This window comes from Paenibacillus sp. RC84 (genome assembly GCF_041260495.1).
Classification (GTDB): domain Bacteria; phylum Bacillota; class Bacilli; order Paenibacillales; family NBRC-103111; genus Paenibacillus_F.
In genome coordinates this window covers 473,065-486,551 of the sequence record NZ_JBGBYL010000001.1, presented here as the reverse complement: position 1 = coordinate 486,551, position 13,487 = coordinate 473,065, and the positions used below count along the sequence as shown (strand labels likewise).

Here is a 13,487-nt window from a genome sequence, read left to right as displayed (position 1 = left end):
CCCTGAAAAATTCATGAATCAAGCGCCTTTCATCCAGCCTTTCGGCCATTCGAAAAGCTGGCAGCTCCCTATCGATTCCTCCCTTGAAAGTCTCATAGATTACAGGGCGCAATGGCGCCTGTTACCAATCCCTTCCTTTAAATAAAGAGGCCTGTCCGGCGGAATTACCTCCTAGTTAGGAGCAGGCGATCCCTTCGATGTACCTGGTGTGTCTGTTTTGCCTTCCTTACCGCCCGTATCGGACTTGCGGGTGGTATCCTTTTTGGGAGTGGAAGTCGGTTTCGCACTGCCGTCCGGTTTCGGTGTGGGATCGGGCTTTTTGGTTGAGGCGGTGCCGGCTTTGCCTTTGTTTCCGGCGGCACTCGTATCCAGCGGCAAATGATCGTCTGTTTCCAGCAGCACCAGCACGCCGGAATTCACTTCGCTTCCCTGCATGCTCGTGATGTAAGCGGACAAATTCATAATTTTGTTCGGCAGATAACCCACCGTCGTCACGACTTCGAACTTGGTGCGGGTGTACATCTTGATCTTGTCCTTGTAGGCTTCCGACGGGTCCGGGCGTATCTCCGAAATGTCCGATAAATACCCGGCCGGAATGGCTGCCAACGCTTTGCAAAGAGCGATGCGGTTGGGATCGTTCTCGGTCCATCCGGTCAAAATGGGCTTGTCCACCGGCAAGTCTCCTTTGACAACGGGAACGGTGGAACCGTCGGCAAGCACCGCCTGCTTCACGCCGTCCGCCCCGAACTGGAACGCAACGCGCGGATACTCGTGCACCACGATGCTGATTTGTCCCGGAAAATGCTTGGAAACTTCAACGGACTGAACCATACGGAGGGCCGCAACCCTCTCGCGTACGTTTTCCGAACGGGCCGCAAAAAAATGATCGCCCTTCCGGACGGCAGCGGCTTGTCCGATTTCTTCGGAAGAAAGCAGTTCGTTGCCTTCGATCTTGATTTCACTGATCCGGCTCAAGGACGAGCGAAAAAAGAGAACGGCGAGAATCGTTACGAAAAACAGGAACAAGAGCGTAAGCAGCTTCCGGTTGGTGCGCGTCCTTCTCGGTTTAGGGTTCGGCAGCACCGGAACTTTATTCTCTTCTGGCAAGCCTGACACCCCCGCTTCCTTGTGCATAACCTTGTGAACGTGTAAAACCCTCTTATCCCCTCCTGTAAGCAGGAAGGGACTAGAGGCACTGCATTATTCACCGGTGACCGGCGCTTGATCCGGTACGGGAGCCTGCCGGCGAATGCGCGCACCCAGCCGGGTGAGCATTTCTTCGATCCGGTCGTACCCTCTGTCGACATGGTGGATTTGTTCCACGACGGTAGTGCCGTGTGCGGCCAGCCCCGCTATGACAAGCGCAGCGCCGGCACGGAGATCGGTAGCTTCGACCGTAGCCCCGTAGAGCCTCGGTACACCGCGTATAAATGCGGAGTTGAAATCGACGCGAATGTCCGCTCCCATCCGGGTTAGTTCATCCACATGCTTGAATCGGCTCTCAAAAATGGTTTCTTTCATTATACTGATTCCATCTGCTAGGGAAAGGAGCACCATAACTTGCGACTGCAAGTCTGTCGGAAAAGACGGATGAGGTGCAGTAACGATACGCTCGACCGCCCGCGGTCTTGTTGGAGCGTGCACATTTATTATATCATCGTGCACCGTAATTTGAACACCTGCACGTCTCAGCACATGAATGGCGGCATTCAGATGCTGGGGACACACTCCTTCCAGTGTTACACTGCCCTTCGTTGCGGCCGCCGCCACCATAAAGGTACCGGCAACGATACGGTCCGGAATGATCCGGTACGTGCAGGCATGTAAAGAGCGGACGCCACGTATAGTGATAGTATCGGTCCCCGCTCCGATTATGTCCGCTCCCATCGCGTTCAGGAAGTTTTGGAGGTCCTGGATTTCAGGCTCCCGTGCGGCGTTGGAGATGGTTGTGATCCCGTCGGCTAGAACGGCAGCCATCATGATGTTCTCGGTGGCCCCCACGCTTGGAAAATCAAGCGTTATATCGGCGCCCTTCAGGTCCTCGGCGGTACAAATAATCGTACTGCCGGTTTCCTCGATCGTAACTCCGAGCGCCTGCAGCCCTCTCAGATGCAGATCGATCTTGCGTTCGCCGATCGCACAGCCGCCGGGCTGATAAACCTGGACGGTTCCGAAGCGCGAAAGCAGCGGACCCATCAGAAAAATAGACGAACGCATCTGCTTCATCAGTTCTTCCGGAACGTGCGTGCTGTTCAAACCGGTTGTGTCCAGCACAACCGCGTCCTCTTTGTGCTCGGCGCTGCACCCCAGGGAACGGAGTATGCCGAGCATGACTTCAATGTCGAGCAGCTTCGGGACATTGCGCAGCGTGTGGGTTCCAGACGCCATTATGCTGGCTGCAAGAATAGGAAGCGCCGCATTTTTGGCACCTTGGATCCGAACGGCTCCCGAGAGGGGAATGCCACCTTCGATTACCAACTTCTCCAATGTCTCACCTCCGAATTACCTCTCGCCCACCACCAGTACCTCAGGCTGCAGCTCCACACCGGATTTCTCCCGTACAGTCTTCTGCGCCAAAGCAATGAGGGCCAGAACATCCTCGGCCAATGCATTTCCGGTATTCACAATGAAATTGGCATGCAGCGGAGAAATCTCCGCCCCGCCTACCCGCGTGCCTTTCAGGCCTGCTTCTTCGATCAGCTTGGCGGCATGATTGCCCGGCGGATTGCGGAACACGCTGCCTGCGCAGGCGAGCTGCAACGGCTGCGTTCTGAGCCGGCGGTCCTTGTACGCCGCCATTGCGCCCGCGATCTCCTTCCGGTCGCCCGGCTGCAGTTCGAAGACCGCTTCCGTTACGATGCCCGGCAGCGTATGCAGCACCGAATGCCGGTAAGCATACTTCAGGTCGCTGTTCTGCATGATGATCAATTCCCCTGTGTCCAGCAGCACTTCAGCCTGTTTAAGAATGCGTGACACATCAGAACCATGAGCCCCCGCGTTCATGTAAACGGCGCCTCCCACCGATCCCGGAATACCTCCGGCAAATTCGAGCCCCGTTAATCCTTCCTTGCCGGTCATGACGGATAATTTGATAAACGAGTAGGCTCCTCCCGCGTAGACGGTGCTGCCGTCGAAACGCAGCGTTTCCAGAGCCCGGCTTAATTTGATGACAACTCCCCGGATCCCCTTATCCCCCACAAGCAAGTTGGATCCGCGCCCGACGACAGTCCAGGGAACCTTGTGCTGCCCGAGCAGCCGGATCGTCTCAACCAGCTTCTGTTTATCCTGCGGAATAACGAGCAGATCGGCAGGACCGCCGATTTTCCAGGTTGTGTACGGTGCCAGCTTCTCGTTCTTCAGGACCTCACCCACCTGAGCCGCTTGCAAGTCTGTAATTAACTGGTGCATGGGAAAACCTCCTTCACAGAACTCAAGGTTGAAAAGCCCCTTTCCCGGCATTCTTCGGTTCCCGGTTATTCGTTACCGGCAAAAGCGGGAGTCGGTACGGGCGGCTTTGCCTTAGGTGTCTGCCACGGTTATAGTGTAGTTTATGTTAAATCGGATAGAGTGTGACAATGGCCCATCTAGTTCCCTGTAAAAGCTTGATCCTGCGGCCTTTTAGCGCTTCCGTTGTCCGGCGGATACAATCCGTTCCAGCTCCCGGACGACAAGTGCGGCGGAATCCCGCTGGCCCATCTTTGCAGACTGTTTCGCCATATGTTCCCAGCGGAAGGAATCTTCCATGATTTTGCCGATCTGATCGAAAAGAACCCGGCCGCTTAAATCTTTCTCAAGCAGCGTAACGGAGCCGCCCTCGTCGGAAAGAGAGCGGGCGTTGTGCTCCTGGTGGTTGTTCGTCACGTTTGGCGACGGGATTAAGATGGAAGGAATTCCAAGGGCGGTAATCTCCGCCATGGTAGACGCTCCGGCACGGTTCACGACAAGCTTGGACGCCGCCAAAACCTCCGGCATGTTATGAATATACGGAAGGACTTGAAGATTAACCGGAACCGAACCCGCCTCCTCCTGAATCCGCTGCGCGGTTGATTCAAAATAGGGCTGGCCCGTTCCGAATACAAACTGCACACCGGGCAGTTCATGTACGAGCGGAGCCAGTTCGACCATCGCTTCGTTAATGGCTTTGGCGCCCCGGCTCCCTCCCACAACGACAACGAGTCTCGCGTCCGGCGTTAATCCGAGCGAGGAGAACCCGCGGGCCGCGTCCGCATTTACCATAGAAGTCGCGCGCGGATTGCCCGTGTAGACGACTTTTTTGGCCTGAGGGAAGATTCCTTCCGTTCCCCGGAAGCTGACGGCTACCGTCGACACGTAGCGGCTCAGAAAACGGTTCGTAAGTCCCGCAATGGCATTCTGCTCATGCACGAGCGTAGGAATGCCCAGCTTGGCGGCCGCATACAAGACCGGACCGCAGACATAGCCCCCCGTGCCTACCACCGCGTCAGGCTTGAACTCCCTGAGAAGGCTTTTGGCACGGCCCACACCGCGCAGAAAGCGCAGCACGGTTTTGACATTGTCCAGGGACGCCAGCTTACGCCGGAACCCTGTAATTTCTACGGCTTCAAAAGGCATATCCAGCCCGGAACGCGCGACAATGTCACGCTCCAGGCCGGAGCTTGTGCCGATGTATAAAAATTTCGAATCGGGGTGGTCCTGCAGACATTGTTCCCCAATGGCCAAAGCCGGGTAAACATGACCGCCGGTTCCTCCCCCGCTGAATACGATACGCATTCGTTTCACCTCGAATAGCGGGATATGTTGAGCAGCACGCCGATCGACGTCAGCATCAGGGTAAGGGACGAGCCTCCGGCGCTTATAAGGGGAAGCGTAATCCCCGTAACCGGAAACATTCCGATCACGACGCCGATGTTGATAATCACCTGGACGGCGATCATTCCCACAATACCGACGGCAACAAGGCTGCCGAACGTGTCAGGTGCTGTAATAGCGGTGCGCATGCCTCTCCATACGAGAATCGTGAACAGGACTAGAACGGCCGCACCGCCGATAAAACCGAGCTCCTCGGCGATGATCGAGAAGATAAAATCCGTCTGGGGCTCGGGCAGATAGCTGTACTTCTGCCTGCTCATTCCGAGTCCCAGTCCGGCCAGCCCGCCCGGTCCGATCGCATAAAGCGACTGGATGGACTGATAGCCCGCTCCCAGCGGGTCGGACCACGGGTCCATGAAGGCCGTAATCCGCTGCAGCCGGTATGGGGCGGCAATAATCAGGCCGACGAAGCCTGCGACGCCGGCCATGGCAAGATAGGATAAATGAAGAATGCGGGCCCCCGCCGTATAGATCACGAGCAGGGAGGCGCCGACCAGGACCGCTCCGGTGCCAAGATCCGGCTGAAGCATGATCAAGCCGAAGGCCAGGCCAACGAGCCCCAGAGGAGGCAGCAGCCCCTTCGTAAACAGAGTGATCTGGGACTGCCTGTCAGACAAAAGCTTGGCCAGAAAAACAATCATGCCGATTTTCATAAATTCGGAAGGCTGAATCCCGAACGACCCGATTCCGAGCCAGCTCCGGGCGCCGCCGCGAACCACGCCTATCCCCGGGATCAGAACCGCCAGCAGAAGGCCGAAACAAATGAGCAGGCCGACCTTCGCGTACTTTTTCCACACCCAGTAGTCGGTGTTCATCGTAAAAAACATGGCGACGATACCGAGCACCGCAAAAAGAAGCTGCCTTTTCAAATAATAAAACCAGTCGCCAAATTCACGGAAGGCCAGCACTCCGCTGGCACTATACACCATAATTACGCCGATCGTCAAAATGAGCAGTGTCGAAACCAGAATCCATACATCCGGAGCGGAACGAGCTTTAGCCATAGGGACACCTCTTACGAATAAGAATATCGGGTGCCTATAGCCTGAAAACTAAGCTGACTGACGCTGCCGCAATCCGGAAGCGGACGAAGGAGGCTTGACTACCCGTTCCTTACAGATTATGCACGGACTCCTTAAACATGCGTCCCCGTTCCTCGTAAGAAGCAAACATATCCCAGCTGGCGCATGCCGGAGAGAGCAGAACGATGTCCCCTTCCCCTGCCAGCTTGCTCGCAGCCCGAACGGCCTCACCGATTGCTTCCGTGCTGTTAGCAGTATCGACCGTTTCGATGTCGGCCAATCCGGCTTCACGGGCAACGCGGTTTATTTTCTCCCTCGTCTCGCCGAGCGTTACGACGGCTTTCACGCGCGAAGCAAGCAGCGGAAGCATTTCTTTGTAGTCCGAACCGCGGTCCAAGCCGCCTGCGATCAGAATGACACTTTGTTCGAACGCTTCGACAGACTTCGTCGTGGCGGCGGGGTTCGTCGCTTTCGAATCGTTGTAATAAGCCACGCCGCCGAATTCTCCCACGAGTTCGAGACGGTGTTCCACACCGCGGAATGTCCGCAGGACGTCTGCGATCACCTCGACCGGCACGCCTGCGCTCAGAGCGACTGCGGATGCCGCAAGGGCGTTCTCGATATTATGAGAACCGCGAATGCCCAGCTCTTTGGCAGGTAAAATCGGGTATGTACCGCCCTCTGCATCCCGGTAAGTCAGCACGCCGTCCCCGGAGAGATAAACCCCTTTGTCCAGCTCCCGCTGCCTGGAAAACAAAAGGACTTCCGAAGATACTTCACCGGCCAGCTTCCTGCATACCTCGTCATCGGCGTTCAGCACCGCAATATCATCCTGCTTCTGATTCGCAAACAGCTTGGCTTTCGAGGCCACATAGTCTTCCATGGAGCCGTGATAATCCAGATGAGTTTCGTACACGTTGAGCAGGCAGGCGATTTTCGGCCTGAACTCCCTCGTGCCTTTAAGCTGAAAGCTGCTCAGCTCTACGACCATCCAATCGGACGGCTTCGCTTCCGCCGCCGCCTCCGTCAAAGCCCGGCCGATGTTGCCCGCAACGATCGGGTTCAGCTTGCCAGCCTCGAGCATCAGGCCGATGAGCGTCGTCGTCGTGGTTTTGCCGTTGCTTCCCGTAATCCCGATCACCGGAGCCGCACAGATATGGTACGCCACTTCCACTTCCGTCACCACTTCGATTCCGCGCTCCGCAGCCTGGACGACCGGCGGCGCCCCGTAAGGGATGCCGGGATTTTTGACGATCAGAGCCGTGTCTTCTCCCACAAGTTCAGGCGGATGCCCCCCGCAGACAACAGAAATTCCCAAGGCTTCCAATTCGTCGGCCTCGGGACTCGTTTCACGCGTTTTCCGGTCATTGACCGTTACGTCCGCTCCCATTTCATGAAAAAACTTGGCCGCCGCAACCCCGCTGCGGGCCAGGCCGAGTACGACCACTTTCTTACCCCGGTACTCACTCGGATGCTTCATTTGCTACAACACCTCATTCATGTATAGTCCCAGTGCCGCCAAAACAAGACCCGCTGCCCAGAAAGTGGTGACAACCCGCCACTCGGACCAGCCGACCAGTTCAAAGTGATGGTGAATCGGGCTCATTCTAAAGACGCGTTTGCCTGTTGTTTTAAACGAAATAACCTGGATGACAACCGATAAGATCTCAATCAGAAAAACGCCGCCGATAACCGCAAGCAGGAGCTCCGCTTTGGTCATGATCGCCACCGCTACCAGACCTCCGCCGATTCCCAGCGAGCCGGTATCGCCCATGAATACTTTCGCCGGATGCGCATTGAACACAAGAAATCCGAGAACGCCTCCCACCATAGCTGCAGAAAAGATAGCCGCTTCCGGTTGTGTATTGTTCATCGCGATGATCGTAAAAGCGCCGAACGCGATCGCGCTCGTGCCTGCAAGCAGACCGTCAAGGCCGTCCGTAAAGTTAACCGCGTTGGATGCGCCAAGCATCAGAATCGTCATCAGCGGGAAATACAGCCAGCCTGTATCGAAGGAAACATCCAGCACCGGCACGAACAAAGTCGTGCTGTGATTGGACGTAACAAGCAGCACGCAGACTACGGCGGATACGACCAGTTGGCCGATCAGCTTCTGCTTGGCTGTGAGACCGAGAGAACGTTTGAACACGATTTTGATATAGTCATCGAGAAAACCGACGAGCCCGTATCCGAGCGACGCGATCAGCAGAATCCAAAGCTCGGTGTTGCTGTCGGCAAACCGGAGCGCCGCAATCGCGAGCGCGATCAATATGATAATGCCGCCCATGGTCGGCGTCCCTTGTTTTTTCTGATGGCTTTGCGGGCCTTCCGTACGAATGGTCTGTCCGAACTTCAGTCTCCGAAGTAGCGGAATGAACAGAGGGCCCATGATAAGAGCGAGCAGAAATGCGACTCCCATCGTGAATAAGATCACTTTTAACTCCACGTTTGATATCCTCCTACAAGCTCTCCTGCCGGAAAGCTGCTCCGTGTTTCGATTCGGGTATAGACACGGCAAGCGGGTTAAGCCTGCCGATTCAGCAGCTGCCGTCCAAGCCGGATGAGTTTGCTCTTATGTTTCTCTGACGGAGGCAGACGCCGACAGGTTGCGGCGGTAGCGCCTATTTTGCCAAGAGCGCCTCCGCCACTTCCTCCAGCTTCATCCCCCGGGACCCTTTGATCAGAACGAGATCCCCCGATTTCAATGCAGCGTGGAGCGCTGCGGTTAATTCCGCTTTGTCCTCGAACCAGCGGACGCGTTCAGGACCGAACGACTCCCCGGCTGCTTCCGCGATCTGTCTGCCGAGCGGCCCGTAGGCATATACGCCCGTCAAAGCGTCCGGCGACAGAAGGGAGCCGATTTCCCGGTGATACCGGATTTCATCCTCGCCCAGCTCCAGCATGTCGGCGAGGACCACATATTTGCGCGGATATCCCTCCAACTGCTCGACGAGCCGGATGGAGGCTTTCATGGAGCTTGGCGAAGCGTTGTAAGCGTCGTTGAGCACGGTCACCCCACCAGGGGTCAGAAGCTTCTCGATTCTCATGCCGGTCATCTGCATCCCGGCCAGTCCTCTGCGTATGTCCGCATCGGGAACTCCCAGCGCGGTGCCTACTGCGATAGCCGCCAAAGCGTTGTCGACATTGTGCTCGCCAAGAAGCGGGATGTAGTACTTCTGCGCATCCTTGTCGCTTTCCGAACCGCGCGGGTTGATCGAAAAATGGGTGCCTTCCCCGTCCATTCGGATAAAAGTCGGGTACAAATCGTTCGTATGACCGCGCCCGAAGCGGATCTGGCTCAAACGGGCCGGCTGCTTCATGTCCGGAAGCACAAGCGGCAGCAGCGGCTCATCCCCGTGGAACACGTAGGTGCCGCCGTCTTTCAGACCGCTCAGAATTTCCGTCTTGGCGCGGGCAATCTCTTCGCGGGAGCCGAGCTGCAGCAGATGAGCGTCACCGATCATCGTAATGACCGCGATATCCGGCTCGGCAATCTCGGAGAGCAGCTCGATTTCCCCGCGGCCGCTCATCCCCATTTCGACCACGGCCACTTCCGTCGTATCGTCAAGCTGGAGCAGCGTAAGGGGAAGACCGATGTGATTGTTCAAGTTGCCTTTAGTTCTGTGTACGTGGTATACCGTGCCGAGAACGGCCCCCATCATATCCTTCGTGGTCGTTTTCCCGTTGCTGCCCGTAATGCCGACCACTTTGACGTTCAATGATTTCCGGTACGCGTGCGCAAGTTTCTGCAAGGCGGTCAGCGTATCGTCAACCAGTAGAAGCGGCAGTCCTTCCGGACGGCCTTCCTGCCGGCTTTCCAGCCACAAAGCGGCCGAAGCGCCTTTGGCGGCGGCATCCGGCGCGAATTCGTGCCCGTCAAAGCGTTCTCCGACGAGAGGAACGAACAAGCTTCCGGGTGCGATCGTACGCGTATCCGTGGATACCGCGTCAATCACGATTCCGTCGGCGCCGTTATCCGGTCCCGGCGGCATCAGCAGCTTCGCACCGGCCATCTCGGCTATAGTCGTTAATGGAAGTTTTCTCATGACTGTAACCTCCTTAATGCGGCACGGGCTATCAGCCTGTCATCGAAATCGTGCTTGACCCCGGCGATATCCTGGTAGGTTTCATGTCCTTTTCCCGCTATCAATACTACATCCTGAGGGCCTGCCTCTTCAATAGCCTTTTGGATCGCTTCCGGTCTGTCGACAAGAAGCTTATAACGGTTCTCGTCGACCCCCGCTTCGACCAGCCCGGGAACGATGTCGAGCAGGATCGCGCCGGGATCTTCCGTCCGCGGATTGTCCGAGGTCACATACACATCGTCGCTCAGCTCCCCCGTCACTTTCCCCATGAGAGGACGCTTCGTCCGGTCGCGGTCTCCCCCGCATCCGAACACGCATCTGATCCGGCCCTGTGCAAATTCGCGTATCGATCCGAGCGCGTTCCGGAGACCGTCCGGCGTATGGGCGTAATCCACGAGGACGAGAAATTCCTGGCCTTCATCGACAATCTCCATGCGACCGTCCACTCCCGGCATGCTGCCGAGGCTTTCCCGGATTCGGGACAGTGAGAGCCCTTCGGCAAGGGATACGGAAATGGCTGCCAGCGCATTATATACGTTAAACAAACCTACGAGCTTCATGCGCATCGGCTCCGTTCCCGCAAAGGAAACCACGTCGAATTCCGTCCCTTTGGCCGTAATGCGTATGTTGGTCGCTTTGACGTCGCAATCCCGGTTAACTCCGTATGTAATGACTTCCGCCGAGGTCAATTTGGCCAGACGCTCCGCCGAAGGGTCATCCGCGTTTAAAACCGCATACTGCTTATCTCCGGGGTCCTCTGTAAACTCGTTCCCCATACGTGAGAACAGAAGTCCTTTGGCTGCCTCGTATTTATCCATCGTTTCGTGATAATCCAGATGATCCTGCGTCAGGTTTGTAAAAACGCCTCCGCGGAAACGGACTCCTTTGACCCGGCCCAGATCAAGCGCATGGGAAGACACTTCCATGACGCAATAGTCGGTTCCTTCGTCCGCCATAAGCCGGAAAGTCCTCTGCAGATCTGAGGCTTCCATCGTCGTGCGTTCCATAGGAATAAATTTCGAACCGATCTTGGCGGAAATCGTTCCCGTGAGCCCCGTCCGGAAGCCCTGGTCACGTAAAATATGTTCGACCAGAAAACTTGTCGTCGTTTTGCCGTTCGTCCCCGTAATGCCGATCACTTTCATCTTCCGGCTCGGGAATCCGTAAACGCAAGCCGATAAAACCGACATCGCGTATCTGGCGTCCTTTACGATCAACTGCGGAACATCAAGCTCCAGTTTCCGTTCCGTCACAAGCGCTGCCGCCCCGAGCTCTATCGCTTTCGGAGCGAAGTCGTGGCCGTCGGACACGAATCCGGGCACACAGACGAATAAATCACCGGGGCGTACTTGACGGGAATCGGTAGCGATGCCTGATATTTCTGTTGTCTCTTCACCTATGAGTTGACAAATTAAAAGCTGAGAAGCCAATTCCTTCAGCTCCATGTCAAATCGCCTCCCACCATTGGCACGTTTCATTTGCTATTCTATGTGTTCTTTCTATCAGTATGGACAAAAGCCTGACAAGAAAGAAGCGCCGAAACAATCAGCGCCCCTCTTTTTTGTCCATAGCGCCTTCCGGCGGATTAGATAAGTATACACGAATTGTTGAACCCCGGTCTACTCTCGTCCCCGGCTTCGGCGCCTGGCTGATCACCGTATTTCCCGTGCCGGACTTGGCAATCAGGAAGTCGGAATTCAGGTCTTCGTAGATATCCTGAACGGTGGCTCCCACCAGATCGGGCACTTCTACAACCGGCGTTTCGCCATATTTATATTTTTTGGTCAGCTGGTTTTTGTCCGGTTCCACCTTCATGTACCGGAGCGCATCCTGCATGATGTTTTTGACCAGCGGCGCTGCGATCAGGCCGCCGAACTGGATGCCTTGTGGATCGTCTACCGCCGCATATACGACTACCTTGGGATTGTCGGCCGGAGCGAATCCGATAAAGGATACGATGTGTTCGTTCGGCGAATAACGGCCGTTTACGACTTTCTGGGCGGTCCCCGTCTTGCCCCCGACCCGGTAGCCGTCAATGAACGCATTGCCGCCGGTCCCTTTCGCCACGACGCTTTCCAGGGCCTCGCGGACTTGCTTCGACGTCGCTTCCGAGATTACCGTATCCACCAGCTCCGGTTTGACCGTTTCGATCACACGCCCCGTTTCGGGCTCTATCCATGATTTGGCGACATGCGGCTTGAATAACTTACCCCCGTTAATCGCCGCCGAAACGGCTGTGATCTGCTGAATCGGGGTAACGGATACCCCCTGTCCGAAAGCGGTCGTCGCAAGCTCGACCGGACCCACTTGCGAAGGTTTGAACATAATTCCGTTCTCTTCTCCGCCGAGGTCGATTCCGGTTTTTCTTCCGAAGCCGAAACGCTTGATATAGTCGAAAAGGGTTTCCTTGCCCAGGCGCTGTCCCAGAACGACAAAACCGGGATTGCAGGAGTTTTCCACGACTTCCAGGAACGATTCGCTCCCGTGCCCGCCGCGCTTCCAGCAGCGCAGCCTCGCTCCGCCGACTTCGATAGCTCCCGGATCATGGAATCTTTCGTTTTTCAAATCGACTTTCTTCTCTTCCAGCGCGGCGGCCAGCGTAATGATCTTGAACGTTGAGCCGGGCTCGTACGTCATCCAGATCGGAAGATTCCGGTTATACGTCTCCACCGGGTATTTCCCGAAATTGCCGGGCTCATAAGTCGGCCGGCTTCCCATGGCGAGAATTTCCCCGTTATTCGGATCCATCATAATAGCGATGGCGTGCTTCGGCTGGTACTTCACCATCGCCTGGTCCAGCTCCCGTTCAAGCACCGCCTGCAAGTGCTGGTCGATCGTCAGCTGCAGGTTCAGACCGTCTTTCGGCTCACTATACTGTTCGGTGGAACCCGGCATTTTGCGATTGGCAGCATCTGCCAGATAAGAGACATTGCCTTTGATGCCGGTGAGCAGCTTGTCATACTTGCTCTCCACACCCGTAAGCCCCTGGTTGTACGTTCCCGTGAAACCGAGAATATGCGCCGCGAGGCTGCCGAACGGATAATAGCGGCGGTTATCGCCGGCTACCACGATACCGGGCAGGTTCAGGGCTTTAATCTCCTGCGCCTTCTCCAGCGTAATTTTCCGTCCGGCGGGCTTGATCTCGTTAATGCGTTCCCGCTTCGTAATCTGCTTGTAAATCGAATCGACGGGCGCCTGCAAAACTTCCGCAAGCTTGGCCGCCGTTGCATTCGGATCTTTAAGCTGGACCGGGATGGCCATTATGGACGGCGTGCTGATGTTATACGCCAGTTTCTCTCCGTTGCGGTCCCATATCTCGCCGCGGTTGGCCATAAAAGGAATCTCCCGCCGCCAGGAGTCCTCCGCTTTGGCCGATAAACCGGGGCCGAGCCAAAGCTGCACATACGCCAGCCGGATGATCAGAGCGGCGAACAAGACCGTTCCCAAAATGAGTGCGGCAAACAACCGGCGCCGCACGGTAAAGCTGGACACTCGCATGGATTCGCTCCCCTTCCAGACAAGTCATGACCGT

At 56.3% G+C, this 13,487-nt stretch carries 10 protein-coding genes; all 10 read right to left on the bottom strand.

Annotated features, from left to right (window positions below):
* Positions 1-171: 171 nt before the first annotated feature.
* A complete protein-coding gene (locus tag ABH899_RS02170; RefSeq protein WP_369993586.1) occupies positions 172-1,116 on the bottom strand; it encodes a cell division protein FtsQ/DivIB in 945 nt (314 codons plus the stop codon).
* A gap of 84 nt (positions 1,117-1,200) precedes the next feature.
* On the bottom strand, positions 1,201-2,487 hold the full coding sequence (gene murA, locus ABH899_RS02165; RefSeq protein WP_009671778.1) for a UDP-N-acetylglucosamine 1-carboxyvinyltransferase: 1,287 nt from the start codon (positions 2,485-2,487) through the stop codon (positions 1,201-1,203).
* Between the two features lie 15 nt (positions 2,488-2,502).
* Positions 2,503-3,408 (bottom strand): UDP-N-acetylmuramate dehydrogenase, encoded by a 906-nt coding sequence (gene murB / locus ABH899_RS02160; protein WP_369993583.1) that lies wholly within the window; start codon positions 3,406-3,408, stop codon positions 2,503-2,505.
* A 210-nt stretch (positions 3,409-3,618) separates the two neighbouring features.
* Positions 3,619-4,749, bottom strand: a complete 1,131-nt coding sequence (gene murG, locus ABH899_RS02155) for an undecaprenyldiphospho-muramoylpentapeptide beta-N-acetylglucosaminyltransferase (protein ID WP_369993581.1) — start codon at positions 4,747-4,749, stop codon at positions 3,619-3,621.
* A gap of 5 nt (positions 4,750-4,754) precedes the next feature.
* Complete coding sequence (gene spoVE / locus ABH899_RS02150; protein WP_009671812.1) at positions 4,755-5,852, bottom strand: stage V sporulation protein E; 1,098 nt, start codon at positions 5,850-5,852, stop codon at positions 4,755-4,757.
* A 109-nt stretch (positions 5,853-5,961) separates the two neighbouring features.
* Positions 5,962-7,350 (bottom strand): UDP-N-acetylmuramoyl-L-alanine--D-glutamate ligase, encoded by a 1,389-nt coding sequence (gene murD, locus ABH899_RS02145; RefSeq protein WP_369993579.1) that lies wholly within the window; start codon positions 7,348-7,350, stop codon positions 5,962-5,964.
* A gap of 3 nt (positions 7,351-7,353) precedes the next feature.
* Entirely contained in the window at positions 7,354-8,316 is a 963-nt protein-coding gene (gene mraY, locus ABH899_RS02140; RefSeq protein ID WP_009671823.1) for a phospho-N-acetylmuramoyl-pentapeptide-transferase, read from the bottom strand.
* A gap of 175 nt (positions 8,317-8,491) precedes the next feature.
* Entirely contained in the window at positions 8,492-9,916 is a 1,425-nt protein-coding gene (locus ABH899_RS02135; protein ID WP_369993577.1) for a UDP-N-acetylmuramoyl-tripeptide--D-alanyl-D-alanine ligase, read from the bottom strand.
* On the bottom strand, positions 9,913-11,400 hold the full coding sequence (locus ABH899_RS02130) for a UDP-N-acetylmuramoyl-L-alanyl-D-glutamate--2,6-diaminopimelate ligase (RefSeq protein WP_369993574.1): 1,488 nt from the start codon (positions 11,398-11,400) through the stop codon (positions 9,913-9,915). The genes ABH899_RS02135 and ABH899_RS02130 overlap by 4 nt, the downstream gene beginning before the upstream one ends.
* Positions 11,401-11,500: 100 nt before the next feature.
* Positions 11,501-13,453: a stage V sporulation protein D gene (locus ABH899_RS02125; RefSeq protein WP_218228403.1), complete on the bottom strand. Its 1,953-nt coding sequence runs from the start codon at positions 13,451-13,453 to the stop codon at positions 11,501-11,503.
* Between the last annotated feature and the right edge of the window lie 34 nt (positions 13,454-13,487).

Coding starts and splice junctions, on each gene's coding strand:
- ABH899_RS02125 (WP_218228403.1), bottom strand. CDS start 13,453: ATGCGAGTGTCCAGCTTTACCGTGCGGCGCCGGTTGTTTGCCGCACTC.
- spoVE (WP_009671812.1), bottom strand. CDS start 5,852: ATGGCTAAAGCTCGTTCCGCTCCGGATGTATGGATTCTGGTTTCGACA.
- ABH899_RS02135 (WP_369993577.1), bottom strand. CDS start 9,916: ATGAGAAAACTTCCATTAACGACTATAGCCGAGATGGCCGGTGCGAAG.
- murG (WP_369993581.1), bottom strand. CDS start 4,749: ATGCGTATCGTATTCAGCGGGGGAGGAACCGGCGGTCATGTTTACCCG.
- ABH899_RS02130 (WP_369993574.1), bottom strand. CDS start 11,400: ATGGAGCTGAAGGAATTGGCTTCTCAGCTTTTAATTTGTCAACTCATA.
- murB (WP_369993583.1), bottom strand. CDS start 3,408: ATGCACCAGTTAATTACAGACTTGCAAGCGGCTCAGGTGGGTGAGGTC.
- murD (WP_369993579.1), bottom strand. CDS start 7,350: ATGAAGCATCCGAGTGAGTACCGGGGTAAGAAAGTGGTCGTACTCGGC.